Here is a 25339-nt window from a genome sequence, read left to right as displayed (position 1 = left end):
GTTGATACCTCTTCAGACAATGTCGTTCACGTTCAGCCAGCGGCCCTGCAGGTGCGAGAGCGCGATGGCGTCCAGCACACGGGACACCTTCCAGCCCTCTTCGAAGTCCGGCCACATCGGGACGTCGGCGGCTATGCCGTCCACCAGGTCGCGCACCTCCACCGTTTTTTGATCGTTAAAGCCGATCCCGTGGCCCGCGCCCATGCAGAACGCGGCGTAGTCCGGGTGTGCCGGGCCGACCAGCAGCGTGCGGAACCCCTGACGGTTGACCGGATCGTCATGCAGATAGAGCTTCAGCTCCGCCATGCGCTCCTGGGTGAAGCTGATGGCGCCTTTCGTCCCGGTGATGACGTACGACAGCCCCATCTTGCGGCCGCAGGCGACGCGGGAGGTTTCAATCACACCCTGCGCCCCGCCCGCGAAGCGCACCATCGCGTGGGCCTGATCCTCGTTTTCGACGGCAATCATGTCCGACGATCCGGCCTTTGCCGGGCGCGCCGGGACCACGATCTTCAGGTCGCCGCAGACCTGCTCGATATCCCCCACCAGGTACTGGGCCATATTGACGATGTGCGCCGCAAGGTCGCCCAGCGCCCCCAGCCCGGCGGTCTCCCTGAAGCAGTGCCAGTGAATGGGCGAAAGCGGGTCGGCCATATAGTCTTCGTTGTGGGTGCCGTAGAAGTGGATCACCTCGCCAATCTCGCCGCGGGTGATAATTTCCTTCGCCAGCTGCGCCGTCGGGTTCTTCATGTAGTTGAACCCCACCAGCGTCTTCACCCCTGCCCGCTTCGCGGCGTCGACCATCTCGCGCGCGTCGTGGGCGTTCAGCGCCAGCGGCTTCTCCGAGTAGACGTGCTTGCCATGACGGATCGCCTCCAGCGCCATCTCTTTATGCAGGTGGTTGGGCGAGCAAATATCCACCACGTCAATAGCCGGGTCGGACACCAGAGCCCGCCAGTCTCCCGTTGAACGGTTGAAGCCAAACGCCTGCGCGCGCTCTGCCGCCAGCGTCGGGTTTACCTCGGCCACCATCTCGCGCACCAGCCTGCCGCGCAGGTTGAACACCGTCGGGGCCTGGGCATAGGCGATAGCGTGCGCCTTGCCGATATACCCGGTGCCGATTAATCCAATACGTACCTCTTTCATCACGATCCTCACAGTGCGCCGCGACGGCTCTTGGCGTAGGTGTCGAACGCCACCGCCAGAACGATAATTAATCCGGTGATAATCTGCTGGTAGTAGGCCGAGACGTTCATCAGCACCAGGCCGTTAATCAGAATACCCATGATGATGGAGCCGATAACGGTGCCGCCGATGCGCCCGTAGCCGCCCATCAGCGAGGTGCCGCCAATCACCACCGAGGCGATGACGCGCAGCTCAAAGGAGATCCCGGCCACCGCCTCGGCGCTCCCCAGCCGCGCGCTGAGGATGAAGCCCGCCAGCCCCGCCAGGCAGCCAATCAGCACGTAGACGCTGACCAGCACCCGCTTCACGTTGACACCCGCCAGACGCGCCGCCTCCGGGTTGCCGCCGATGGCGTAGACGAAGCGGCCCCAGCGGGTTTTGTGCAGCGCCAGATAGCCGCCGACGGCGACGATGGCGAAGATCCAGATCGGAATGGAGATGCCGAGCAGCTCGCCGCGCCCCCACCAGCGGTAGCCCTGATCGAAACCGGCGATCGGCGCGCCGTCGTTAATCACCAGCGTCAGGCCGCGCCAGATGGTCATCCCGCCGAGGGTGACGATGAACGGCGGCAGGCGCAGGCGGGTAACGCCCAGACCGTGCAGAAAGCCAATCGCCGTGCCCATCGCCAGGCAAATCCCCAGCCCAATCAGCCAGCTCATGCCGCCCCAGGCGTTCGGGTCAACGGTGGTAAAGTTGTCGCCCTTGATCACGTACGCCGCGGTCATGGCGCACACCGCCAGAATGGAGCCGACGGAGAGGTCGATCCCGGCGGTCAGGATGACGAAGGTCATCCCCACGGCCATGATCCCGTAGATGGAGACTTCGGTCAGGATGTTGAAAATGTTGCGTTCAGAGAAAAAGTTGCTGTTCTGCGACTGGAAGAAGATCAGCAGCAGGATCATGAAAATCAGCACCCCGAAGCGCTCGAAGAAGGCGATGGGATCGATGCGTCCGGCGCGTTTGACCGGGGCCTGCGTTTTAGAAATCATCTGCGTCATGAGAAACTCCGTTATGCCGCGTTCAGGGCGTTGTGGTTGATGGCCATCATCGTCATCAGCCGTTCTTCGTTAGCGTCGTCGCCGTGGATCTCGCCGGTCACCCGGCCTTCGCTGAGGGTGATGATCCGGTCAGACACCGCCATCACTTCAGGCAGATCGGAGGAGATCACGATCACCGCCACGCCCTTTTTCGCCATGTCAAACAGCACCTGGTGCACTTCCGATTTGGTGCCCACGTCGATGCCGCGCGTCGGCTCGTCGACGATCAGCACCCGCGGGTTGAGCGCCATGCAGCGCGCGAGGATCACTTTTTGCTGGTTACCGCCGGAGAGCTTGCGCACCTCCTGCTCGCTGTTGACCATTTTGATCTGCAGCGCCTGGCGGTAGGACTCAATCAGGTCGTCCTCTTTGCGGGTGTTGACGAACCAGCGCCACTGCAGCAGTGACGAAAGGCAGGAGAGCGACAGGTTGTCGCGAATCGACAGCCCCAGCACCGCCCCCTCTTTTTTGCGATCTTCAGGCACCAGCGCCACGCCCTGGTCGAGGGCATACAGCGGATCGCGCGGCCGGTACGGCACGCCGTCCAGCTCAAAGCTGCCCGAGGTAAACGCGTCCGCGCCAAACAGGCAGCGCGCCACCTCGGTGCGTCCCGCGCCCACCAGCCCGGCAATGCCTAAAACCTCCCCGGCGTGGACGTGGAAGCTGATGTCGTGCAGGGCGATGCCGTGCGGATCCAGCGGCGGCTTTTCGCGGCTCAGCCCCTTCACGGCCAGGCGGACGGGTTTGTCTTCATGATGCGTTTCGCTGGCAGGACGACGGTTAAACGCCACGTCGCGCCCGACCATCAGGCGGATCAGCTGCTCGACGTTGGTCTCCGCCACCGCGCCGGTGCCGGTGAAGCGGCCGTCCTGGAACACGGTGAAGCGATCGCAGAGCTGGAAAACCTCGTGCAGGCGATGGGTCACATAGATAATGCTCACCCCGCGATTTTTTAGCTCCCGCACCACGCGGTGCAGGCTTTCCACCTCGCTGTCGCTCAGCGCGGCGGACGGTTCGTCCATAATGATTAACCGGGCATTGAGGGTCAGCGCCCGGGCGATCTCCACCATCTGCTGCTGCGCCACGCTCAGGCGGGCGACAGGCGTGGTCGGGGCGACGTTCAGCTGCAGGTAATCGAGGATGACCTGCGCCTCCTGGTTTACCGCCTTTTCGTCGACGATCAGGTTACGCCTGCGCGGCTCGCGCCCGAGAAACATGTTCTCCGCGACGGTCATGTTGGGCAGCAGGTTGAACTCCTGATAGATGGTGATAATGCCCTTGTTCTGCCGCTCCACCGGGGAGTCGTCCACCGGCAGCGTTTCGCCGTTGAACCAGATCTCCCCGCGCGTTTGCGGCTGCGCCCCCGCGAGCGCCTTCAGCAGCGTGGATTTTCCCGCCCCGTTTTCCCCCAGCAGGGCGTGTATTTCCCCACTGCCGACGGTCAGCTGAGCGCTGCTCAGCGCCCAGACGCCGGAAAAGCTTTTCGCCAGGTCGGTCACTTTCAGTAAGGGTTGCGACATCGGTCTGCTCCTCCTTCAGAGTGCGCCGCCGCTCGCGCGGCGGCTGCGGATAGATCAGTTACCGGCCTCGCCGATGCGCTCAGCCTGCTGCAGGTTCTCTTTGGTGATAAGCGTCGGCGGGTAGTCCGCGCCGGTGATGGCTTTCTTCTCACGCACGTTAGCCACCAGCTGGCTCATCGCCGTCTGCACCGCAAAGCCCGGGCGCTGATCCGCCGTCACCGCCAGCCAGCCGTCGCGCACGCGGGCCAGCGCTTCCGGAACCGCATCAAAGCCGGTGACCAGAATTTCGCCCGGCTTCACGCCCTGGCTCTGCAGGGCTTCAATCGCCCCCAGCGCCATATCGTCGTTGGCGGAGAGGATCACCTGCGGACGTTTCGGCAGCGAAGGCAGAACGCTTTCCACAATGCGCATCCCTTCTGAACGCATCCAGTTGCCGGTCTGATCGGCGACAATCTTGTACTTATCCCCGCCCGCCTTCAGGCTGTCGCGGATCCCTTTGGTGCGTTCGATGTTGGAAGAGGAGCCCGGCTGACCGGTGAGCAGAATGATCTCTGCCCCGTCGGGGAATTTGCTTTTCACGAAGTCGCCAATCGCCTGGCCACCCTTGTAGTTGTTGGCGCCGAAGTGCGGCACTTTTTTCTGGCTGTCGACGGAGCGGTCAAGGGTGACAACCGGCAGCTTCGCATCCTGAATTTCATCCACCGCGCTTGAGACCGCGTTCACGTCGTTCGGGGAGACGATGAACCCCTGCGCCCCACGGGTAATGGCGTTTTCCAGGTCAGCCACCTGTTTTGGCGAGCTGCCCTGCCCGTCCAGCACCTGAAGCTTCACGCCCATCTCTTTTGCGGCTTTTACCGCCGTGCGCTGCATGTGAACTTCAAACGGCATGGCCAGGTTTGGCGTACTGAAAACAATTTGCTCGTTTTCGGCGAGGGCGGCCCCGGACGTCATGGCGATGAGGGCGGCTACGATCAGTTTTTTCATTATTATGTCTCTCTGTGTAGGGTGGTTGTGTTTAGAGGACGATCTCGCGCTGGCTGCGCAGCGACTCCAGCGCTTTATCCGCGAGGTACAGCGCACGTTCACCATCATCGCCGCTGCAGTCAGGCACCGCTTCGCCGCGCAGGACCGCAACAAAGTGTTCCCATTCCGCGGCGTAAGCGGATTTATAGCGCTGCAGGAAGAAGTGTTCCGGCAGCGCGCTGGTGCAGCCCTGTTTGCCGTAGTGCTGCACCTGGTTTTCCAGAATATTGCCCGCGCAGAGCAGCCCTTCGGAGCCGTGCAGCTCCAGGCGCTGGTCGTAGCCGTACGAGGAGCGGCGGCTGTTGACGATGGTCGCCATCGCGCCGGAGGCATATTTCAGAACGATAAACGCGGTGTCGATGTCCCCCGCCTCGCCAATCGCCGGATCCACCAGGTTACTGCCCTGGGCATACACCGACACCGGCTCTTCGCCCATGATGAAGCGCGCCATGTCAAAGTCGTGGATGGTCATGTCGCGGAACATGCCGCCGGAGACGCGCACGTACTCCGCAGGCGGCGGAGACGGATCGCGGGAAATAATCAGCAGCGATTCCGGCTTGCCGATGCGCCCGGCCTGGGCGTCGGTTTTCACGCGGCGGAACTGCGGGTCGAAGCGGCGGTTAAAGCCGATGAACAGCGGCACGCCACACTCCTTGACCACCTTCAGGCAGTCGCGCACGCGGGCGAGGTCGAGGTGTACCGGCTTTTCACAGAAGATGGCCTTGCCGTGGCGGGCGGCCATCTCAATCAGATCCGCATGGGTGTCCGTTGCGGAGGCAATCAGCACGGCATGAACGTCAGGGTCGGTCATCGCCTCAGTCAGGCTCTGCTGGCGGGCCTGATACCGCGCGGCGAGGCGGGTGGCAAATTCCTGATTCGGGTCAACCACGGACCACAGCGTGGTCGCACCGTGGCTGGCGATGTTAGCTGCATGTACCTGACCAATTCGGCCAGCGCCCAGTAAAGCAATGTTAAACATAACGGCTCCCGGTGTTGGTGAATGCTGTAAACTAACGACCCTTTAAATAAAACATTTATTTCATTTTTATAAATAGTGAAAATTATGTTTTTGAGTGTGGGTTAACACTTTTGAGATGAATGAGATAAATTTTGTTATCAATCTCACAACATGGAAGGGCGTACATCTTCCCCTCACCCCGGCCCTCTCCCCAAAGGGGCGAGGGAGAAAAGACAGCCCCGAGCCGTCCTCTTTCCCCAAATGGGCGAAGGAGAAAAGGCCACACCGAACCATCCCCTCTCCCCAGGTGGGCGAGGGAGAAAAGGCCGCACCGAACCATCCCCTCTCCCCAGGTGGGTGAGGGAGAAAAGGCCGCACCGAACCATCCCCTCTCCCCTTTGGGGAGAGGGTTAGGGTGAGGGGAAATGAAATGAAAATTTCGTTACGACATGAAAATTTAATACTGACGCGCTTTTTTCACCTGCGCCTGCGTCTGCGCCGCGGCCTCGCGCACGGCTGAGGAGGCCGCCACCTGCGCATCGCCGGTTCGCCACCAGGCGTCGTAATCGTGGGTCATGGTTTTCGGCAGCACCTTAATGTCCAGCAGCGTCGGGCCAGGGTGCGCGCGGGACGCCGCCAGCGCCGCCAGCAGGCCTGGCTCATCGTGTACCCGCCACGCGCGGCAGCCGTAGCTTTCCGCGTTTTGTGCAAAGTCGACCTTCACCAGCGGCCCGTCGAGCCGCCCGGTTTCCGGGTTACGGTGGCGGTTTTCGGTGCCAAAGCTCCCCATGCCGTGCCCCATCTGCAGGTTGTTAATGCAGCCGAAGCTGGCGTTATCAAACAGCAGAACGGTGACCTTAACGCCCTCCTGCACCGCGGTTTGCAGCTCGGAGTGCAGCATCATGTAGGAGCCATCCCCCACCATGGCGTATACCGGCTGTTCGGGGCACGCAAGCTTCGCGCCAATCGCTGCCGCTATCTCGTAGCCCATGCAGGAGTAGCCGTACTCAAGGTGATAGGTGTCGGGCGTTTTGACCTGCCAGAGGCGCTGTAAATCTCCCGGCAGCGAACCGGCCGCGCCCACCACGATGGCGTTATCCTCAACATGCTGATTAATCAGCCCCAGCACCCGCGTCTGGGTCAGCCGGGTGTTGAGCGTCTCGCCGTATTCGGCCAGCTGCGCGTCCAGGTGCCCCGCCACCTCGGGCGCATCTGCCGGATGCCACTGGCGATCCCACAGGCGGCGGCACTCGTCGCGCCAGGCGGCTTTCGCCTCAGCAATCTCCTCTCCCCATCCGCTGCGGTAATCCTTAAGCGCATGGGTCAGGGCCTGCAGCCCGGTTTGGGCATCGGCCACCAGCGCGGTGGCGTCCAGCTTCAGGGCGTCAAATTCGGCCACGTTCAGCAGCAGAAACTCGACGTCCGGATGGGAAAAGAGCGCCTTGGAGCCGGTGGTAAAGTCCGTGAGGCGCGTGCCGACGCCAATCACCAGGTCTGCCTGCGGCGCAAGCCGGTTAGCGGCCATTCCGCCCGTCACGCCTACCCCGCCCAGATTAAGCGAGTGGTCACTTACCAGCGCCCCCTTTCCGGCCTGGGTTTCGGCAAACGGCAGTTGCAGCGTCTCGACAAATTCGCGAAACGCCGCATGCGCGCCGGAATAGCGCACGCCGCCGCCGCACACCACCAGCGGACGTTGCTTGCGGGCAATTAACGCCCGCGCCTGCACCAGACGATGCGGATCGGGCGGTCGACGCTCAACGTGGTGCACGCGGCGCGCGAAGAAGCTCAGCGGGTAATCCCAGGCTTCCCCCTGCACGTCCTGCGGCAGGCAAATGGTCACCGTCCCCGTATTTGCGGGGTCAGTAAGCGTTCGCATCGCATTTAGCATGGCGCTCATCAGCTGCTCGGGGCGGTTGATGCGGTCCCAGTAGCGGGAGACCGGACGGAAGCAGTCGTTGGTGCTGAGGCTGAGATCGTGATACTGCTCGATCTGCTGCAGCACCGGGTCCGGCTGGCGGCTGGCGTAGATATCTCCCGGCAGCAGCAGCAGCGGGATTCGGTTCGCCGTAGCGGTTGCCGCGGCGGTCACCATATTGGCGGCGCCCGGCCCGACGGAGGAGGTGACGGCAAAAATGCGCTGTCGGCGGTGCTGTTTGGCGAACCCCGTCGCCATATGGGCGATGCCCTGCTCGTTGCAGCCCTGCATTACCTGCAGATGGCCCGGATCCTGCTCCAGCGCCTGGCCGATACCCAGCACGTTACCGTGTCCGAAGATAGTGGCCACGCCCTCCACGAAGGGCGTTTCGTTGCCGTCAACGCTGACGTACTGTTGATTAAGGAAGCGGACCAGCGCCTGGGCCATGGTCATACGTTCGGTTTGCATAACACCTCCTGTCAGCCCAGCGTCGGCATGGAAAACGCGGCGCCTGACTCCTGCTGCATTTCCGGCCAGCGCGCGGTGATGGTTTTCATGCGGGTGTAGAAGCGCACGCCGTCGTTGCCGTGGACGTTGAGCGCGCCAAAGATGGAACGCTTCCAGCCGCCGAAGCTGTGGAACGCCATCGGCACCGGGATCGGCACGTTGACGCCCACCATGCCCGCCTGCACCTCTTCGCAGAAGCGGCGCGCGCAGCCGCCGTCGCGGGTGAAAATGGCCGAGCCATTACCATATTCATGGCGGTTAATCAGATCCACCGCGCTGGCGTAATCTGCTACGCGCACCACAGAAAGCACCGGGCCGAAAATCTCTTCCTTATAGATGGTCATCTCCGGGGTAACGTTATCGAACAGCGTCGGCCCGACAAAATAGCCCCTCTCGTGACCCTGCACGCTAAAGCCGCGGCCGTCCACGCGCAGATTCGCCCCCTGCGCCTCGCCGCTGTCGATGTAGCCCAGCACCTTGCTGCGGTGGGCGGAGGAGATAAGCGGCCCCATTTCGTTTTCCGGCGTCTGGTCCAGGCCCGGCCCAACGCGCAGCGCGGCAATCTGTTTTTCCAGCCGGGCGCAGAGGTCGTCGGCGGTATTATCGCCCACCGCCAGCACCACCGAGAGCGCCATGCAGCGCTCGCCCGCCGCGCCGTAGGCCGCTCCCATAATGGCGTTGGCCGCCATCTCCATGTCGGCATCCGGCATTAAAATGCAGTGGTTTTTCGCCCCACCCAGCGCCTGACAGCGCTTACCGTGGGCGGAGGCGGTCTGGTAAATGTATTCCGCAACCGGCGTGGAGCCGACAAAGCTCACCGCCTGCACGCGCGGGTCGGTCAGGAGCACGTCAACGGACTCCTTATCCCCCTGCACCACGTTGAACACGCCGTCCGGCAGGCCGGCCTCTTTCAGCAGCTGCGCCAGCGCCAGCGCCAGCGAAGGGTCTTTTTCCGACGGCTTCAGCACGAAGGTATTCCCGGTTGCCAGCGCAATCGGGAACATCCACATCGGCACCATCGCCGGGAAGTTAAACGGCGCGATCCCGGCGCAGACCCCGAGCGGCTGCATCAGCGAGTGGCTGTCGACGCCGGTACCCACGTTCGCAGAGTGTTCCCCCTTTTGCAGATGCGGAATGCCGCAGGCAAATTCCACCACTTCCAGACCGCGGGTCAGTTCCCCCACCGCGTCGGAGTAGACCTTGCCGTGCTCTTCGCTGATGAGGCGGGCCAGGCGCGCCATGTTCTCCTCCAGCAGCGCCTTAAAGCGGAACATTACGCGCGCGCGCTTAAGCGGAGCCTGACGTGCCCACGCGGGAAAGGCCTGCTGCGCGGCGGCAACCGCCTGCTCCGCCTCCTGCGCCGTACTCATCACCACCTGGCGGATCTGCTCGCCGGTGGCCGGGTTGAAGATCGCCTGAACGCGCTGGCCTGAACCGGTGACACATTCGCCGTGAATAAAATTCGCTACCGTCTCCATCCTTAACCTCTCGCTGTTGATACGTGACCGTTACCTGAACGCTTTGTACTCACACTATATATGAAACAAATATTCCATTTTAAGTTGAAATAAAATAAATGATGATTATTGTGATCAAGGATGGATTTTTATGTTAATAGCCAGCAACACTGACGCCGCGTGCGCTATTAAGGCATTTCGGGCGAGGAAATGGCTGAAGCTTCTGTTTCATTTTTGCTGCCAGATGGATGGCCGACATTTAAAAGACGCGGCTTTGCGTTTAGAATCATAAAACTGTATTTGGGGGATAACATGACGACAGCAACCAGCCTGAACGAACTGCAGCAGCAAATCCGCGATCGCTACGATAGCCTGAGCAAGAGGCTGCAGCAGGTCTCCCGCTATGTACTGGATAACACCAACAGCGTGGCCTTTGATACGGTTGCCGTCATTGCCGAGCGCGCCGACGTGCCGCCGTCAACGCTGATCCGCTTCGCCAACGCCTTTGACTTCACCGGTTTTAACGAAATGAAACAGCTGTTTCGCATGAACCTGGTGGAGGAAACCGCCAGCTACAGCGACCGTGCGCGGCTGTTCCGCGAAATGGAGAGCGAAGCCGTGCCGGAAACGCCGCTCGATATTTTACAGGAGTTCGCCCGCTCAAATGCCCAGGCGCTACAGCAGCTCGCCGCCCGTGCCGAACCGGAGATGCTGGAGCGCGCCGTTCAGCTGCTGGCCGACGCCGACACCATCTACATCGCCGGACTGCGCCGCTCCTTTAGCGTCGCGGCCTATCTGACCTATGCCCTGAGCCACCTTGAGTGCCGCCCTGTTCTGCTCGACGGCATGGGCGGCATGCTGCGCGAGCAGATTAGCCGCATCAAGGCGCGCGACATTGTGGTGTCGATCAGCTTCTCGCCGTACGCGGAAGAGACGGTGATGGTCAGCGAAACCGCCGCCAGCGTCGGCGCGCGCCAGATTGTGATCACCGACAGCCAGATCAGCCCGCTGGCGACGTTCAGCGACCTCTGTTTCGTGGTGAAAGAGGCGCAGGTAGATGCGTTTCGCTCTCAGTCGGCGACGCTGTGCCTGGTGCAGTCGCTGGTAGTGGCGCTGGCATATCGGCTGGGCGAAGGAAAGTAGGCTACCACTCCTTCGCCTGCAACACCGGTCAGAAGCTGTACGTCACCTTCAGGCTTCCCGTGGGCGACGTTTTTTTCTGAACGACTGGGCTATCGCCCGCCTCTCCCGTCAGCTGCGTAACGCCGGCAGCGGCAAGCACGCTCCAGCGGGAGGTGAGCTTATGGGTCCAGTCCAGGTTCAGCGAATAGGCGTATATTCCCGATCCGGCATCATGTCGGGCAAATCCCGATGCTGCCGACTGGGCGGCGCTGACCCCGTAGTACGTTTGCATGTACTTGCTGGATCCCCAGCTGCCGGTCAGCGCCAGCGTCAATGAGTTTTCAGGAGAGGTGTAGAGCGGGCTGGCAATGCCAAAGTGCACAGCCTCACCGTTGTCTCTTTCCGAAACCGGGACCTCAGCCTGCAGCTGCACGTTAAGCCAGTCAGTTACCCTGTACCCCAGCCCCGGCACAACGACGGCTGAGCCTTTGACGTCACCCATCCCCCGCAGGTAGTCGCTGCCGGAGGCGATTGAATCGCTGCTTACGTCGCGATCCTTACGCCCTGCGCGATAGCTCAGCGCAGCGCTGTAATCCAGGTTGCCGACGCGGTTGCCGTAGCCGAGCCCGCGGGTAGTGCTGATAAAGAACCCATTTTCCATCGCGTAATCAACCACCTGGGCCGCAGCAACGCGGCTCTTATCCGAACCGGAATAGCGTGGCGCAACATCCACGCCGCCCCCCAGGGTTAACACGTTGCCCTGGCGCTGCCCCGCCGCCAGCGTCGGGGTAGCCAGTAACGCCAGGACGGCCCCCGACAGGATGCTTTTCGCGCTGCGACCGATGAGTGAACGGGGGAACCTGTGACGCAGTTTGCTGTTTCTCATTAAAGAAGCCCTTTTGGATTCAGATGGTTACGATTCAGGCGGTGTTAAACGCCAGCGCGCTCATTCTGAATACCCACCCTAAGGTTCTTATGAGCCGAAAATGAAGAAACGCTGAAGCACGTGCTGGTTCTGTAAAGCTGAATGATTTCCTGATACCGTTTTTTTCTTAAGCTGTTCTTCATCCACTGCTGATACCGTTACCTTTGTGAAAATTCTACTAATTGAAGACGACCTGGATCTCGGCAACGGCGTACGTATCGCCCTTGCAGATCAAGGATTTGATGTCATATGGGTACGCCGGAAAGAGGATGCGCTGCATCAGCTCGATCTCTGCGCGCCGGAGCTTATCCTGCTCGACCTGGGGCTGCCGGATGGCGATGGTATGAGCCTGATGACGCGCCTGCGTCAGCAGCTCCGGGGGATCCCCGTCATTATCCTGACGGCGCGAGGCACGCTGCAGGACCGCCTGTGCGGGCTGGACGCGGGCGCGGACGACTATCTGGTCAAACCTTTTGTGCTCGCCGAGCTGCTGGCGCGCGTGAGAGCCCTGGCGCGGCGCAGCTACGGTTTTGAGAATGAGGCGATAGACATTCGCGGCTTATCTCTCCACGTACCGACGCGTCGCGTGACGGTGAGCGCGCGCCACGTTGAGCTGACGGCAAGTGAATACGCGCTGCTCGAAACGCTAATGCTGCGCGCTGACCGCGTGCTTACGCGGCGGTATCTGGAAGAGAGGATCTTCGGCACGAAAGAAAATCTCAGCAACGCGCTCGACGTGCATATGGGTAACCTGCGGCGAAAAATTGGCGATGGCTTTGTGCGAACGGTGCGGGGCGTGGGGTACGTCATTGATACCGTACCGGTTCAGAAGGCGGCGGGCTGATGCGTAATTTTTGGTACCGCCTCAGGCTTCCTACGCTGGTCAGGCGAATGATGGTCGCCCAGATGCTGCTGCTTACGCTGCTGTGGTGTCTTTTTTTAACCTTCATTTTGCTGGAGGACCTGCGCAGCCCTCCAATACTCACGGGCAGTGAGACTTACGAAACCCTCTTTTCCCTGGTTGAGAGCATGGAGGATAGGCCGCAGGCACGTAAAGAGGTGCTGGCCGCGTTCAGCAAGGCGCTGCGGGAGGGGTATGGCGGCGGTGAAGATCCGGAGCTGGCCATCAACCTGATCGTTCGCAAGCATAATGAGATTATTTTTTCTTCGCGTGGCGCGCCAACGGAGGTGAAAAATAGCCGTCTGGGGGAAATGCAGCGCGTCCGGACTGGAGACCACACCTGGACGAGCCGCACCCTCAAATCCGCGCGCTCCGACGTGGAGGTCACCCTTTTCACCCCTGCCGGCAGCTGGAATTTCTTTATCTACCTGAACTCGCGCGGCTATTACGTCATGCCGCTGCTGGTATGCATCCCTTTCCTTCTGTTTCCCGCGTGGCTGTCAATCCGCATCGCGATGCGCCCCTGGAACAGGGTAGTGAATGAAATTTCATTGCGCACGCCAGACGATCTCTCTCCCTTAAAAGCCGTTCCCAGGCACAGGGAGCTGCGCCAGACGGTGGACGCAATTAATGACTTTCTCGCAAGGGTGCGGGAAAGCGCCGAAAGGGAAAGGGTGTTTATTGCCGATGCCGCGCACGAGCTGCGTACGCCGCTGGCCGCGATGCGGATCAACGTCGAGGCGCTGCAGTCCTGGGTCATCAGCGAAAGCCAGCAGGAGCTGCTTGCAGGCATTGTTCGGAGCAATAGCCGTGCCGCTCGTCTCGTCAATCAGCTTCTGCTGATGAAGCACAGCGAAGCGCACATCGACACGGTAACGGAGCCTGTGCCGCTGACAACGCTTATTCAGGAGCGAATGGCCGCGCTGGAGCCGCTGGCGTCGGCGCGCGGGATTGAGCTTGAATTCTTCGCCGACGATGAAATCCGGGTCGCGGGCATCCGGGAACGTCTGGTGTCGCTGATCGACAATTTGATTGAAAATGCCGTGAAGTACAGCCCTGAGGGGGGACGAATTGAGGTACAGCTGCAATCGACAATGACGTCCGCCCGGCTGCGCGTCTCAGACGCGGGCCCCGGCATTCCGGTTGAATTGCGCGAGCGGGTGTTCGACAGGTTTTTCCGCGATCCTAATCAAACCCAAAGCGGGAGCGGCTTAGGGCTTGCCATCGTCAAAGCCGTTACCCAGCAGCACAACGGCAGAGTCAATCTGAGTACGTCAGCAGAAGGTGGCCTGATGGTGACCGTTGACTTCCCGCATCCCGCGCTTGCATGAACGGAAACGCGGCGCTACCCGGCCTGACGTTTGCCGGTACGGCAGCGTTATTTCACGCATGCCGCAGATTGCTTCAATAAGATTACCGTATTTGTTATATTGTTACTTATTGATTATTCACCTCTGCGGTGCCAAAAAGAACAAGATTCACCGCGACCCAGGACAGAAAAATGCTAGATTACCGCTTCCCGACAGCTTTGCAGATGGTTCTCAGCGTAGCGATGGCGGAGCAGTCGGGTGAACGTTCGACGAGCGCAATCCTGGCCTACGGCCTGGAAGCGAATCCGAGCTTCATCCGTAAACTAATGGTTCCTCTCGCCCGTGACGGCATTATCGTCTCCACGCTTGGCCGCAACGGCTCTATACACCTTGGCCGCCCGGCGGACGAGATTACCCTGCGCGATATCTACCTTTCCGTTACTGAAGATAAAAAGCTATGGGCGTCCCGTCCTGACGTTCCGGCACGCTGCGTGGTGAGCGCCAACGCCTGCTGGTACTTCAAATCCATTGCTGATGAAGCGGAGCAGGCTTCGCTGGCGGTTCTGGCGCGCCATACCGTCGCCAGCGCGCTGGAAGAGGTGAAAAAAGCCGACACCAGCGGGTGCGATCCGGTCCCGGAAATCTGCACGCAGCATAAAAAAGCGCCTTAATCCTTTACGGATTGCGAAAAAAAACCGCCTTCACTGTGAAGGCGGTTTTTATTGTCTGCGACGTCCTACGCAGGCAGCACGTCTCTTTCCGCTTTACCGCGCGTCACGAACTTACGCAGCGTCACGTAAAACACCGGCGTCAGGAACAGGCCAAACAGGGTCACGCCCAGCATGCCGGAGAACACCGTGATCCCGGTGACGCCGCGCACCTCGGCACCCGCGCCGTGGCCGAGGATGAGGGGGATCGTCCCGGCAATAAAGGCGATAGAGGTCATCACAATCGGGCGTAAACGCAGGCGGCACGCCTCCAGCGCGGCCTCCATGATACCTTTCCCCTGGATTTCCAGCTCGCGGGCAAACTCCACGATAAGTATCGCGTTCTTACAGGCCAGCCCCATAAGCACGACCAGACCCACCTGCACAAACACGTTGTTATCGCCCCCGGTCAGCCAGACGCCAAACAGCGCGGACAGCATCGTCATCGGAACGATAAGGATCACCGCCAGCGGCAGCGTCCAGCTTTCATACAGCGCCGCCAGCACCAGAAACGCCAGCAGAACCGCGACCGGGAAGACGATCAGCGCCGTATTGCCCTGCGTGGCCTGCTGGAAGCTCAGGTCCGTCCATTCGATATTCATCCCGTTCGGCAGTATCTGCTTAGACATTGCGTCCAGCTGCGTCATCGCCTGCGCGGAAGAGAGCACGCGAGGATCGGCATCGCCAATGAGATCCGCCGCCGGGTAGCCGTTGTAGCGGATCACCGGGTCCGGCCCGTAGGTGGTGCTGATGGTGACCATACTGCCAATCGGCACCATTTCGCCCTGGTTGTTACGGGTGCGTAAGTTCGCAATATCCTCCACGCTGTCGCGGAACTGCCCGTCGGCCTGGGCCATTACGCGCCAGGTGCGGCCAAACTGGTTAAAGTCGTTCACATAGGACGAGCCCAGGTAGGTTTGCAGCGTGCCGAACAGATCGGTGAGCGACACGCCCTGCGCTTTCGCCTTATCGCGGTCGACCTGAACGTCCAGCTGCGGAACGTTAGCCTGGTAGGTTGAGATGGGGAAATGCATCCCCGGCGTCTGCATGATTGCACCGGACATGGTGTTCACCGCGTTTTGCAGCGCGCCATAGCCCAGACCGGCGCGATCCTGAATGTACAGGGAATAGCCCGATCCCTGACCCAGCCCTAAAATCGGCGGCGGCAGAATCGAGAAGCCGAAGCCCTGCTGGATTTGCGCGATTTTCGCGTTGATCTCCGCGTTAATTTCCGCCGCAGTGTGTTTACGCTGGTCGAACGGCTTCAGGCCAAAAAATACCGTCCCGGTGTTCGGCGTGTTGGTAAACTGGAGCGCATTCAGGCCGGGAAACGCAACCGCATAATCCACGCCTTCGGTATTCATACCGATTTCGCTCATTTTGCGGATCACCGCATCGGTACGCGCCAGCGACGAGCCTTCCGGCATTTTCACGCCGCCAATCAGGTACAGCTTATCCTGCGTCGGAATAAACCCGCCGGGTACGGCTTTAAACATCACGCCGGCAGCGCAAAGCAGCAGCAAATAAACCGCAAACACCGCGCCGCGTCGGCCGAGCGTTTTGCCCACCAGCCCCTGATAGCCGGTCGAGCTGCGGTGGAAAAAGCGGTTAAACGGACGGAAGATCCAGCCGAACAGACGATCGATAAGCCTGGTCGGGAAATCTTTCGGTGCGCCGTGCGGCTTCAACAGCAGGGCAGCCAGCGCCGGCGAGAGCGTCAGCGAGTTAATGGCCGAAATCACCGTTGATATGGCTATCGTGACCGCAAACTGTTTATAAAACTGACCGGTCACGCCGGAGAGGAACGCCATGGGAACGAACACCGCGCACAGCACCAGTGCGATGGCGATAATCGGCCCGGAAACTTCACGCATCGCCTGATGCGCCGCCGCAAGCGGGGCGAGCCCCTCTTCGATGTTTCGCTCGACGTTTTCCACCACCACGATGGCATCGTCCACCACGATACCAATCGCCAGCACCAGCCCGAACAGGCTCAGGGTATTAAGCGAAAAGCCCAGCAGGTAGAGAATGCTGAACGTGCCCACCACCGATACCGGCACCGCGATCAGCGGAATGATCGACGCGCGCCAGGTTTGCAGGAACAGGATCACCACCAGCACCACCAGCACCACCGCTTCCAGCAGCGTTTGCACGACCGCGCGGATAGAATCGCGCACAAATACCGTCGGGTCGTAAGGTGCCGCCCACTTCATATCGTCCGGGAAACGCGTGGACAGTTCGTCCATTTTTGCACGCACCGCGTTAGACAGATCGATGGCGTTCGCCCCCGGCGACTGGAAAATACCAATCCCGACCGCGTCTTTATTGTTGAGCTGCGAACGCAGCGCATAGCTGCCGGAACCCATCTCTACGCGCGCCACGTCGCGCAGGCGGACGACCGTACCGTCCTGCGTCGTTTTCAGGACAATATTGCCAAACTCCTCTTCGGTATGCAGACGGCCCTGGGCGTTAATAGAGATCAGGAAATCGCTCTCTTTTGGCAGCGGCTCGGCGCCAAGCTGCCCGGCGGAAACCTGAACGTTCTGCTCCTGCATCGCCGTCACCACGTCCGATGCCGTCAGCCCGCGCGCCGCCACCTTGTTTGGGTCCAGCCACACGCGCATCGCGTATTCGCCCGAGCCGAAAATCTGAATCTGCCCCACGCCGGGCAGGCGCGCCAGCTCGTCCTTCACCTTCAGCGTGGCGTAGTTTCGCATGTACAGCGAGTCGTACTTGCCGCCTGGCGAAAACAGATGCACCACCAGCGTCAGCGTTGGCGATTGTTTCTGCGTGGTGATGCCCAGACGCCGCACGTCTTCCGGCAGGCGCGCCTCGGCCTGCGATACCCGGTTTTGCACCTGAACCTGCGCCTGATCGGGATCCGTACCCGGACGGAAGGTGACGGTGGTGACCAGCACGCCGTCCGATCCCGCGACGGACTTCATGTACATCATGTTCTCAACGCCGTTGATCGCCTCTTCCAGCGGCGTTGCGACGGTCTCCGCAATCACCTTCGGGTTGGCGCCGGGGTACTCCGCGCGCACCTGCACGCTTGGCGGTACGACGTCAGGATATTCGCTGACCGGCAGCAGCGGGATGGCGATTAATCCTGTGATAAAAATCAGAATCGACAGTACGGCGGCAAAAATCGGCCTGTCGATGAAAAAACGGGAAAAGTCCATGGGTTGGATTCTCAGGTAAGGGATCAGTTGAGGGCGGCGCTGGCGGTCATGGCGACGGTTTTCGCGTTAACTGGCATGCCCGGCATAAACACCTTTTGTAAACCATCGACGATGACTTTATCCCCGGGATTCAGCCCCTGCTGTACGATGCGTAAACCGTCGGCCAGACGACCCGGCGTGATATCGCGACGCTGTGCTTTCCCTTCTTTATCAACAATATAAACATATTTACGATTCTGATCGGTCAGCACCGCCTTATCGTCTACAAGCGTGGCTTTAAATTCCGCACTGCCCGGCAGGCGCACGCGGGCAAAGAGTCCCGGCGTGAACTGACGCTGCGCGTTATCTAACAGCGCGCGCATGCGGATCGTTCCGGTACTCGGCGTGAGCTGGTTATCAAGAAAATCCACTTTGCCCTGATGGGGATAGCCCTCCTCGCCGGTAAGGCCAATCTCCACCGGCAGCGCCAGGTGATTACTGGACGCCCCCTGCCCGCTGCGGGCCAGGTTTTGATAGTGAAGGTAGGTTGACTCGTCCACGTCGAAGTAAACGTAAACCGTCTTCAGCGAGACCAGGGTGGTGAGCACGCTGGCGCTGTCGCCGGCGGTGACCAGATTACCGCTGGTGATCAATGCGCGGCTGGCGCGGCCATCGATGGGCGCGGTCACTTTGGTGAAGTCCAGGTTAAGCTGCGCGGCGTCAACCGCCGCCTGCGCTGCGCGAATGTCGGCCTGCGCCTGGGTGGCTGCGGAACGGCGCTGCTCCCACTCTTCACGGGATACCACGTTGGTATTGACTAATTTATCGGTGCGGTTAGCCTCGCTTCGCGCCAGGCTGGCCTGCGTTTTGGCTCTCGCCAGCGTCGCCTGCGCCTGTTCCAGCGCGGCGCGATAGGTTCTGTCATCAATAGTGAACAGCACCTCGCCCTTTTTCACCTCCTGGCCGTCGGTGTAGTTCACTTTATCAATGTAGCCGGAGACGCGCGGGCGCAGCTGAACGCTCTCCACCGCCTCAATGCGACCGTTGAAGCTGTCCCACTGGCTTATGGATTTTACGACCACGTCAGCAGCGCTGACGACGGGCGCTTGCGGCGCGGCATTTTGCGCGACGCTGTCATCGCACCCGACCAGCAGCGCGGCGAGTAAAATCGCGCCCAGCGTTTGCAGATGAAAGTTACCCCAGGTTTTTTGCAGGCTCATTATTTTTATTCCGGTTATTGTAGCCGCCGGGCAAGACGCAGCGGGAGGTGCCGCGCCACTTCCTTTGTCCGGGCTGGCTTAAGGCCATTTGTGTCGTTCATCGCCACAAAACTGTAACAGTTGCGAATACACTATCGCGGCGATTGTAGGAAGGCGCTTAATTAAGTGCAAGAATAATTGTTGCACTTTATGTGCTATTTGCGTCAAAGGTAAATAACCTGTTTCGAGCAGGGTTTTAAATGTAACAATAAAACTTGCAATTAGTGGAAAAAAGGGCCACCTTTAAATGCAACAAACAAAGATGCTTTTTGACGCGTAGCGTAGGGGGAAGCAAGATGAACACCGGTGCATTCATTCACGATTTACTCGACTGGATCGACAACAACCTTGACAGCCGTCTGGACATTGAAACCGTCTCCAGGCGAGCCGGCTATTCGAAATGGCACCTCCAGCGGATCTTCAAGGAACATACCGGCTCCCCTCTCGCAGAATATATTCGCGCGCAAAAGCTGCAAAAATCGGTCGAGCGTTTAGCCCAAAGCGATGAACCAATTTTGAACGTGGCGATCGCGCTGGGCTTTGACTCTCAGCAGTCCTTCAACCGCAGCTTTAAGCGTCAGTACGGTCAGGCGCCAGGCGCATGGCGGCGCAGTATCGGCTGCCGTGAATCGCGGCAGATGAGCCAGTAACTCGCCTCCGGGACGGATATCGGCCAGAAAAAAGCCCTCTGTAAACAGAGGGCTTTTTTCAGTTTTACCTGTTTATGACGATACAGGCCTGGTGGCTTATTCCTGTCGATTATCAATTAAAATAAAATTAATCTATATAACAATTAGTTAGTAAATCGATCTTTCTCGATACCACAATCTATACCATGCAGAGATTTTTTTCTGCTCCTCGACGTTTATTCAGTTCAGGCTCATGCTGAGAAGACTCTCGCACAACGTGAAATTAATTTTTGATTTAATATGAAAATCAGTTTATTTCATAAAATCACCTCTCATCCCACTTTGAACTGATGGCACATTCTGGTCACCCGTGCTGGCTCATTTTACCGACCATGCCTTCTCTTATATTTCATGCCGCTACCACATGGACAACGATGGCCAATCTTTTTGCTCTTGCGACCAAAGCGGATTTGTTTTTCCCGTTCAAGATTGACCTTACGCGCAGGATTGGCCATTCTCACCGCATCTTCATAAATGTGAACGTTTCCTGGTCTTGCTTTTCGCCCCCAATTTGGTTTCCCGATGTTTTCATCATGTGCTGAACGTAGATGCACCCGTTCAAATCATGCGAAGGCATTTTGACAATCAACTCACGCATTCGGTCAGCAATGGATTCCATGTCCTTCAATAAAGAAGCTACAGCCTTCTTTCGATCTTCTTCCATATTCTTTCTTATCACCTCATTTTGAACTACTGATCTTTCGAGCTCCATAATAACCACTCGTCAATCATATCGGCTTAGTCCTGCTTCCTGGCTTTACGCTGTACACGATATCGGAATTATCAGTGATAATTCACGCTATGTTTTTATAGTAATTGTTCTGGCCTTGCAATTATCACCGCATCCCTTAAAAGGATCTACTATCAGGTATAGCTGCGAAGTTGATATAGATCTATTTCCTAAAGGAAGGCTAACCTTTTTCAGAGTAAAATATTTAAATGCGCACTTTTTGTATAGTTTATTATTTTTAATAAACGCACTATTTGCAGATATTTTTCTTAAGTATCTAAAAAGGAAAGGGAGATACATGACTTTGCATGGAAAGTTTATAATAAATGATGCTGATTACTCACCACTTTCATTTGATGGTGTTGGTGTCTTTATGGCTTTTTCTGGCAACGGTGCATACAGAAACAAAGGCGCATGCAGTATCATTCCTAACGTTGGCCCTTTACCAAAGGGTAAATATTATATAGTAGACAGGCCTAAAGGAAGTATGGCTAACAGGTTTAGAGCCTGGGGAGTAGATACGTATAAAAGCATTTTTAGTTATCATGTTGATCATTCTGAATGGTTCGCATTATTTCGTGATGATGGGAATCTGGATGATTCAACATTTTACGAAAGCGTAGCCAGAGGTGGATTTAGGTTACATCCGGGTCAGATTTCAGAGGGGTGTATAACGCTACCTTGCCAATCAGATTACAATAGGCTAAGAGATGCACTGTTAAGAACAAAGAAAGAAAAGATAAAAGGTCTTGATTTAGAATCCTATGGAACAATTGAGGTACTTATTGGTGGTTATCAAAAAAATTGCTCTTAGTTCCTTTAGAATGATTCTACTCATCGTGATATTCACTATTGTGTCATGGTTAGATGTTTGTTACTTAACTGAACATCCTTTAATAAGTAATGAAACAGCCATTAAAATTTCTTATTTGTTGAGCAACAACCCAGCGCCCGAAGATATTTACTATAGTTATGATTATACATTAATTGCATTTAACATCCTTATCTCTCTAGTTTTATACATCATAACAATGAAGTTAATTAAATTAACAAGGAGTATATAAAATGCCTATCCCTCCCTATCTATGGCTAAAAGATGATGGTGGTGCAGACATCAAAGGTTCTGTAGACGTTCAGGATCGTGAAGGCTCTATAGAAGTAATCAGTATGGGTCATGGTGTTAACCTTCCCGTCGATACAGCCAATGGAAAGATCACCGGAACACGCCAACATTCATCATTTAATTTTGAAAAGGAAATAGACAGTTCTAGCCCCTATCTCTACAAAGCAGCAGCCACAGGACAAACATTAAAAAGTGCTGAAGTGAGGTTTTATCATATCAATGATGCTGGTCAGGAGGTGTGTTATTACACTGTAATAATGGAAAGTGTAAAAATAACGGGTGTCAATTGTGGCGTTCCCAATGTTAAATTATCAGGCAATGATAAGTTAAATCATATGGAATCCGTTTCTATGCAATATGAAAAAATCACATGGCACATTGTAGATGGAAATATCCAATTTTCTGATTCATGGTATGAGAGGCCTACAGTATAAATTTCAGTCCCCTTCTGTGCCACATTGCATTGTAGTAACTTTCGTTTCGTTGCTAACAGCTGCCAATAAGTGTCAAAAACAAAAAAGCCCGCAGCTACGCGGGCTTAGAGGTATTTTACTGCTTTTACGAGCAGGCTGTTGCCAGACGTAAAATCATTCCCACTCAATCGTCGCCGGTGGCTTACCGCTGATGTCATACACCACGCGGGAAATACCGTTAACTTCGTTGATGATGCGGTTAGACACGCGGCCTAAGAAGTCATACGGCAGGTGCGCCCAGTGCGCGGTCATGAAGTCAATGGTTTCAACCGCACGCAGGGAGACAACCCAGTCGTACTTGCGGCCATCGCCCATCACGCCGACGGAGCGAACCGGCAGGAACACGGTGAACGCCTGGCTAACCTTGTTGTACAGGTCAGCCTTGTGCAGCTCTTCAATGAAGATCGCGTCCGCGCGACGCAGCAGGTCGCAGTACTCTTTCTTCACTTCGCCCAGCACGCGTACGCCAAGGCCCGGGCCCGGGAACGGGTGACGGTAGAGCATGTCGTACGGCAGACCCAGTTCCAGACCAATCTTGCGCACTTCGTCTTTAAACAGCTCGCGCAGCGGCTCAACCAGGCCCATCTTCATCTCTTTCGGCAGGCCGCCCACGTTGTGGTGAGATTTGATGACGTGTGCTTTACCGGTTGCGGAGGCGGCGGATTCGATCACGTCAGGATAGATGGTGCCCTGCGCCAGCCACTTCACGTCTTCCAGCTTCAGCGCTTCTTCGTCGAACACTTCAACGAACACGCGGCCGATGATTTTACGCTTCGCTTCCGGATCGTTCTCGCCCTTCAGCGCGTCCAGGAAGCGCTGCTCGCCTTCCACGTGAACGATGTTCAGACCGAAGTGGTCGCCAAACATGTCCATCACCTGCTGGGCTTCGTTCAGACGCAGCAGGCCGTTGTCCACGAAGACGCAGGTCAGGTTTTTGCCGATAGCGCGGTGCAGCAGCATCGCGGTGACGGAGGAGTCCACGCCGCCGGAGAGGCCGAGGATCACCTTGTCATCGCCAACCTGCTGGCGGATACGCTCAACGGCGTCGTCGATGATTTTAGCCGGCGTCCACAGCGCTTCACACTGGCAGATATCGCGCACGAAGCGCTCCAGCATGCGCATGCCCTGACGGGTGTGGGTTACTTCCGGGTGGAACTGCACGCCGTAGAAGCGTTTTTCTTCGTTCGCCATGATGGCGAACGGGCAGCTCTCGGTGCTGGCAACGGTCACGAAGTCGGACGGGATGGCGGTAACTTTGTCGCCATGGCTCATCCATACGTCCAGCAGCGGCTTGCCGTCTGCGGTCAGGGAGTCTTCGATACCGCGCACCAGCGCGCTGTCGGTTACCACTTCTACCTGCGCATAGCCAAACTCACGCTCGTTAGAGCCTTCTACGTGGCCGCCCAGCTGCATTGCCATGGTCTGCATGCCGTAGCAAACGCCGAATACCGGCACGCCAGCTTCGAACACGTACTGCGGTGCGCGCGGGCTGTTCTCTTCGGTGGTGCTTTCCGGGCCGCCGGACAGGATGATGCCGCTTGGATTGAATTCGCGAATCTGTGCTTCCGTGACATCCCACGCCCACAGTTCACAGTAAACGCCCAGTTCACGCACGCGACGCGCCACCAGCTGAGTGTACTGAGAACCAAAGTCCAGGATGAGAATGCGATGTTTATGAATGTTTTCCGTCATTGACGCTAATTCCGAGGCAAGTGAAACAGATTAAATAAATCGCCCGACACAAGGTCGGGCGAAGAAAATCAGGAGCCCAGACGATAGTTCGGGGACTCTTTGGTGATCGTCACGTCGTGAACGTGGCTCTCCTGGATACCCGCACCGCTGATGCGTACGAATTCCGCTTTAGTACGCAGCAGGTCGATGGTACCACAGCCGGTCAGACCCATACAGGAGCGCAGGCCGCCCATCTGCTGGTGAATGATCTCTTTCAGACGGCCTTTATAGGCAACGCGACCTTCGATACCTTCCGGCACCAGTTTGTCAGCCGCGTTATCGGTCTGGAAGTAACGGTCGGAGGAACCTTTGGACATCGCACCGAGAGAGCCCATACCGCGGTAGGATTTGTATGAACGGCCCTGGTAGAGTTCGATTTCGCCCGGGGATTCTTCGGTACCGGCCAGCATGGAGCCAACCATCACCGCGGAAGCACCTGCGGCGATCGCTTTTGCAATGTCGCCAGAGAAGCGGATACCGCCGTCAGCGATAACCGGAATACCGGTACCTTCCAGCGCTTCTACCGCGTCGGACACCGCGGTGATCTGCGGAACGCCCACGCCGGTCACGATACGTGTGGTACAGATGGAGCCAGGGCCAATCCCCACTTTCACCGCGCTGCAGCCGGCGTCAGCCAGGGCGCGAGCGCCTGCGCCTGTCGCCACGTTGCCGCCAATGATCTGCAGATCCGGGTATTTAGCGCGGGTGTCGCGAATGCGTTGCAGAACGCCTTCGGAGTGGCCGTGAGAGGAGTCAATCAGCAGTACGTCTACGCCCGCGGCAACCAGCGCGTCAACACGCTCTTCGTTACCGGCACCTGCGCCAACCGCAGCGCCTACGCGCAGACGGCCATGCTCGTCTTTACAGGCGTTCGGTTTACGTTCTGCTTTCTGGAAATCTTTAACGGTGATCATGCCGCGCAGGTGGAAGTTCGCATCCACAACCAGCGCTTTCTCAACGCGTTTTTCGTGCATTTTTGCCAGCACGACGTCGCGGGTTTCACCTTCACGCACGGTAACCAGACGCTCTTTTGGCGTCATGTAGACGCTGACAGGCTGGTTCAGATCAGTCACGAAACGCACGTCACGACCGGTAATGATGCCCACCAGCTCGTTATCTTCGGTCACAACCGGGTAACCCGCAAAGCCGTTACGCTCGGTCAGCGCTTTCACTTCGTGCAGGGTGGTGGTTGGCAGAACGGTCTGAGGGTCGGACACGATACCGGATTCATGTTTCTTCACGCGGCGAACTTCTTCCGCCTGACGCTCGATAGACATGTTTTTGTGGATAAAGCCAATGCCGCCTTCCTGTGCCAGGGCGATAGCCAGACGCGCTTCCGTTACGGTATCCATTGCTGCGGAGAGCATAGGAATGTTCAGACGAATGGTTTTCGTCAACTGCGTGCTGAGGTCGGCAGTATTCGGCAGAACGGTGGAATGAGCGGGAACGAGGAGGACGTCGTCAAACGTCAGTGCTTCTTTAGCGATACGTAGCATGGGCAATATCTCTGACCTGGGTGGTTAAATATTGCCGTGGCATTATACAGAGCGTAACCGATTGCATCCACACTTTTTTGAAAAAAATGCTTGCGCTCACCTCTCAGCAG

Annotated in this window: 20 protein-coding genes; 7 read left to right on the top strand and 13 right to left on the bottom strand. The window is 57.9% G+C overall.

All coding sequences use genetic code 11. From position 1 onward, the window contains the following. Positions 1-12: 12 nt before the first annotated feature. The 7 genes from MOQ06_RS05200 to MOQ06_RS05170 form a co-directional block, all read right to left on the bottom strand. The gene (locus MOQ06_RS05200) at positions 13-1146 is read right to left on the bottom strand and encodes a Gfo/Idh/MocA family oxidoreductase (RefSeq protein WP_242171679.1); all 1134 of its coding nucleotides are present in this window, start codon (positions 1144-1146) and stop codon (positions 13-15) included. An 8-nt stretch (positions 1147-1154) separates the two neighbouring features. Beyond that, complete coding sequence (locus tag MOQ06_RS05195) at positions 1155-2183, bottom strand: ABC transporter permease (RefSeq protein WP_242171675.1); 1029 nt, start codon at positions 2181-2183, stop codon at positions 1155-1157. 11 nt (positions 2184-2194) lie between these two features. Further along, a complete protein-coding gene (locus MOQ06_RS05190) occupies positions 2195-3742 on the bottom strand; it encodes a sugar ABC transporter ATP-binding protein (RefSeq protein ID WP_242171672.1) in 1548 nt (515 codons plus the stop codon). Between the two features lie 54 nt (positions 3743-3796). Then, complete coding sequence (locus MOQ06_RS05185) at positions 3797-4726, bottom strand: sugar ABC transporter substrate-binding protein (RefSeq protein ID WP_050860406.1); 930 nt, start codon at positions 4724-4726, stop codon at positions 3797-3799. Between the two features lie 31 nt (positions 4727-4757). Beyond that, a complete protein-coding gene (gene iolG, locus MOQ06_RS05180; protein WP_242171670.1) occupies positions 4758-5744 on the bottom strand; it encodes an inositol 2-dehydrogenase in 987 nt (328 codons plus the stop codon). 436 nt (positions 5745-6180) lie between these two features. After that, positions 6181-8106 carry a 3D-(3,5/4)-trihydroxycyclohexane-1,2-dione acylhydrolase (decyclizing) gene (iolD, locus tag MOQ06_RS05175; RefSeq protein ID WP_242171667.1) on the bottom strand — a complete coding sequence of 642 codons (1926 nt, stop codon included), beginning with the start codon at positions 8104-8106 and terminating at the stop codon, positions 6181-6183. Between the two features lie 11 nt (positions 8107-8117). Further along, positions 8118-9623, bottom strand: a complete 1506-nt coding sequence (locus tag MOQ06_RS05170) for a CoA-acylating methylmalonate-semialdehyde dehydrogenase (RefSeq protein WP_242171652.1) — start codon at positions 9621-9623, stop codon at positions 8118-8120. Positions 9624-9914: 291 nt separating this feature from the next. On the opposite strand from MOQ06_RS05170, the gene MOQ06_RS05165 reads away from it, so the two are divergent. Further along, positions 9915-10745, top strand: a complete 831-nt coding sequence (locus MOQ06_RS05165; protein WP_242171650.1) for a MurR/RpiR family transcriptional regulator — start codon at positions 9915-9917, stop codon at positions 10743-10745. Between the two features lie 28 nt (positions 10746-10773). On the opposite strand, the gene MOQ06_RS05160 is transcribed toward MOQ06_RS05165, so the two are convergent. Then, entirely contained in the window at positions 10774-11610 is an 837-nt protein-coding gene (locus MOQ06_RS05160; RefSeq protein WP_242171648.1) for a MipA/OmpV family protein, read from the bottom strand. A gap of 205 nt (positions 11611-11815) precedes the next feature. On the opposite strand from MOQ06_RS05160, the gene MOQ06_RS05155 reads away from it, so the two are divergent. The 3 genes from MOQ06_RS05155 (at position 11816) to MOQ06_RS05145 (ending at position 14531) form a co-directional block, all read left to right on the top strand. Then, positions 11816-12493, top strand: a complete 678-nt coding sequence (locus MOQ06_RS05155; protein ID WP_242171646.1) for a response regulator transcription factor — start codon at positions 11816-11818, stop codon at positions 12491-12493. Further along, a complete protein-coding gene (locus tag MOQ06_RS05150) occupies positions 12493-13881 on the top strand; it encodes an ATP-binding protein (protein WP_242171644.1) in 1389 nt (462 codons plus the stop codon). Before MOQ06_RS05155 ends, MOQ06_RS05150 begins: the two co-directional genes overlap by 1 nt. 170 nt (positions 13882-14051) lie before the next feature. Then, entirely contained in the window at positions 14052-14531 is a 480-nt protein-coding gene (locus tag MOQ06_RS05145; protein WP_148420680.1) for an Rrf2 family transcriptional regulator, read from the top strand. Positions 14532-14596: 65 nt separating this feature from the next. Here MOQ06_RS05145 and oqxB read toward each other — a convergent pair whose 3' ends face one another. Then, positions 14597-17749, bottom strand: a complete 3153-nt coding sequence (oqxB, locus tag MOQ06_RS05140; RefSeq protein WP_242171642.1) for a multidrug efflux RND transporter permease subunit OqxB — start codon at positions 17747-17749, stop codon at positions 14597-14599. Positions 17750-17772: 23 nt separating this feature from the next. Then, a complete protein-coding gene (locus MOQ06_RS05135; RefSeq protein WP_242171633.1) occupies positions 17773-18948 on the bottom strand; it encodes an efflux RND transporter periplasmic adaptor subunit in 1176 nt (391 codons plus the stop codon). A 335-nt stretch (positions 18949-19283) separates the two neighbouring features. Here MOQ06_RS05135 and MOQ06_RS05130 point away from each other — a divergent pair, with 335 nt between their 5' ends. Next, the gene (locus MOQ06_RS05130; protein ID WP_148420677.1) at positions 19284-19637 is read left to right on the top strand and encodes a helix-turn-helix domain-containing protein; all 354 of its coding nucleotides are present in this window, start codon (positions 19284-19286) and stop codon (positions 19635-19637) included. A gap of 496 nt (positions 19638-20133) precedes the next feature. Here the strand turns inward: MOQ06_RS05130 and MOQ06_RS05125 are convergent, their stop codons facing one another. Further along, positions 20134-20340 (bottom strand): hypothetical protein, encoded by a 207-nt coding sequence (locus MOQ06_RS05125; protein WP_242171630.1) that lies wholly within the window; start codon positions 20338-20340, stop codon positions 20134-20136. A gap of 364 nt (positions 20341-20704) precedes the next feature. On the opposite strand from MOQ06_RS05125, the gene MOQ06_RS05120 reads away from it, so the two are divergent. Then, positions 20705-21220, top strand: a complete 516-nt coding sequence (locus MOQ06_RS05120) for a DUF2778 domain-containing protein (RefSeq protein ID WP_242171628.1) — start codon at positions 20705-20707, stop codon at positions 21218-21220. Between the two features lie 251 nt (positions 21221-21471). Next, the gene (gene tssD / locus MOQ06_RS05115; RefSeq protein WP_242171626.1) at positions 21472-21963 is read left to right on the top strand and encodes a type VI secretion system tube protein TssD; all 492 of its coding nucleotides are present in this window, start codon (positions 21472-21474) and stop codon (positions 21961-21963) included. 153 nt (positions 21964-22116) lie between these two features. On the opposite strand, the gene guaA is transcribed toward tssD, so the two are convergent. Together guaA and guaB are read right to left on the bottom strand one after the other, a co-directional pair. Then, a complete protein-coding gene (guaA, locus tag MOQ06_RS05110) occupies positions 22117-23694 on the bottom strand; it encodes a glutamine-hydrolyzing GMP synthase (protein WP_006811514.1) in 1578 nt (525 codons plus the stop codon). A gap of 68 nt (positions 23695-23762) precedes the next feature. Continuing rightward, on the bottom strand, positions 23763-25229 hold the full coding sequence (gene guaB / locus MOQ06_RS05105) for an IMP dehydrogenase (RefSeq protein ID WP_148420675.1): 1467 nt from the start codon (positions 25227-25229) through the stop codon (positions 23763-23765). Positions 25230-25339: the final 110 nt, after the last annotated feature.

Origin of the sequence: Enterobacter sp. I4, assembly GCF_022669095.1 — a bacterium.
GTDB classification, from domain to species: Bacteria; Pseudomonadota; Gammaproteobacteria; order Enterobacterales; family Enterobacteriaceae; genus Enterobacter; species Enterobacter pasteurii.
This window is presented reverse-complemented; position numbering and strand designations above follow the sequence as displayed.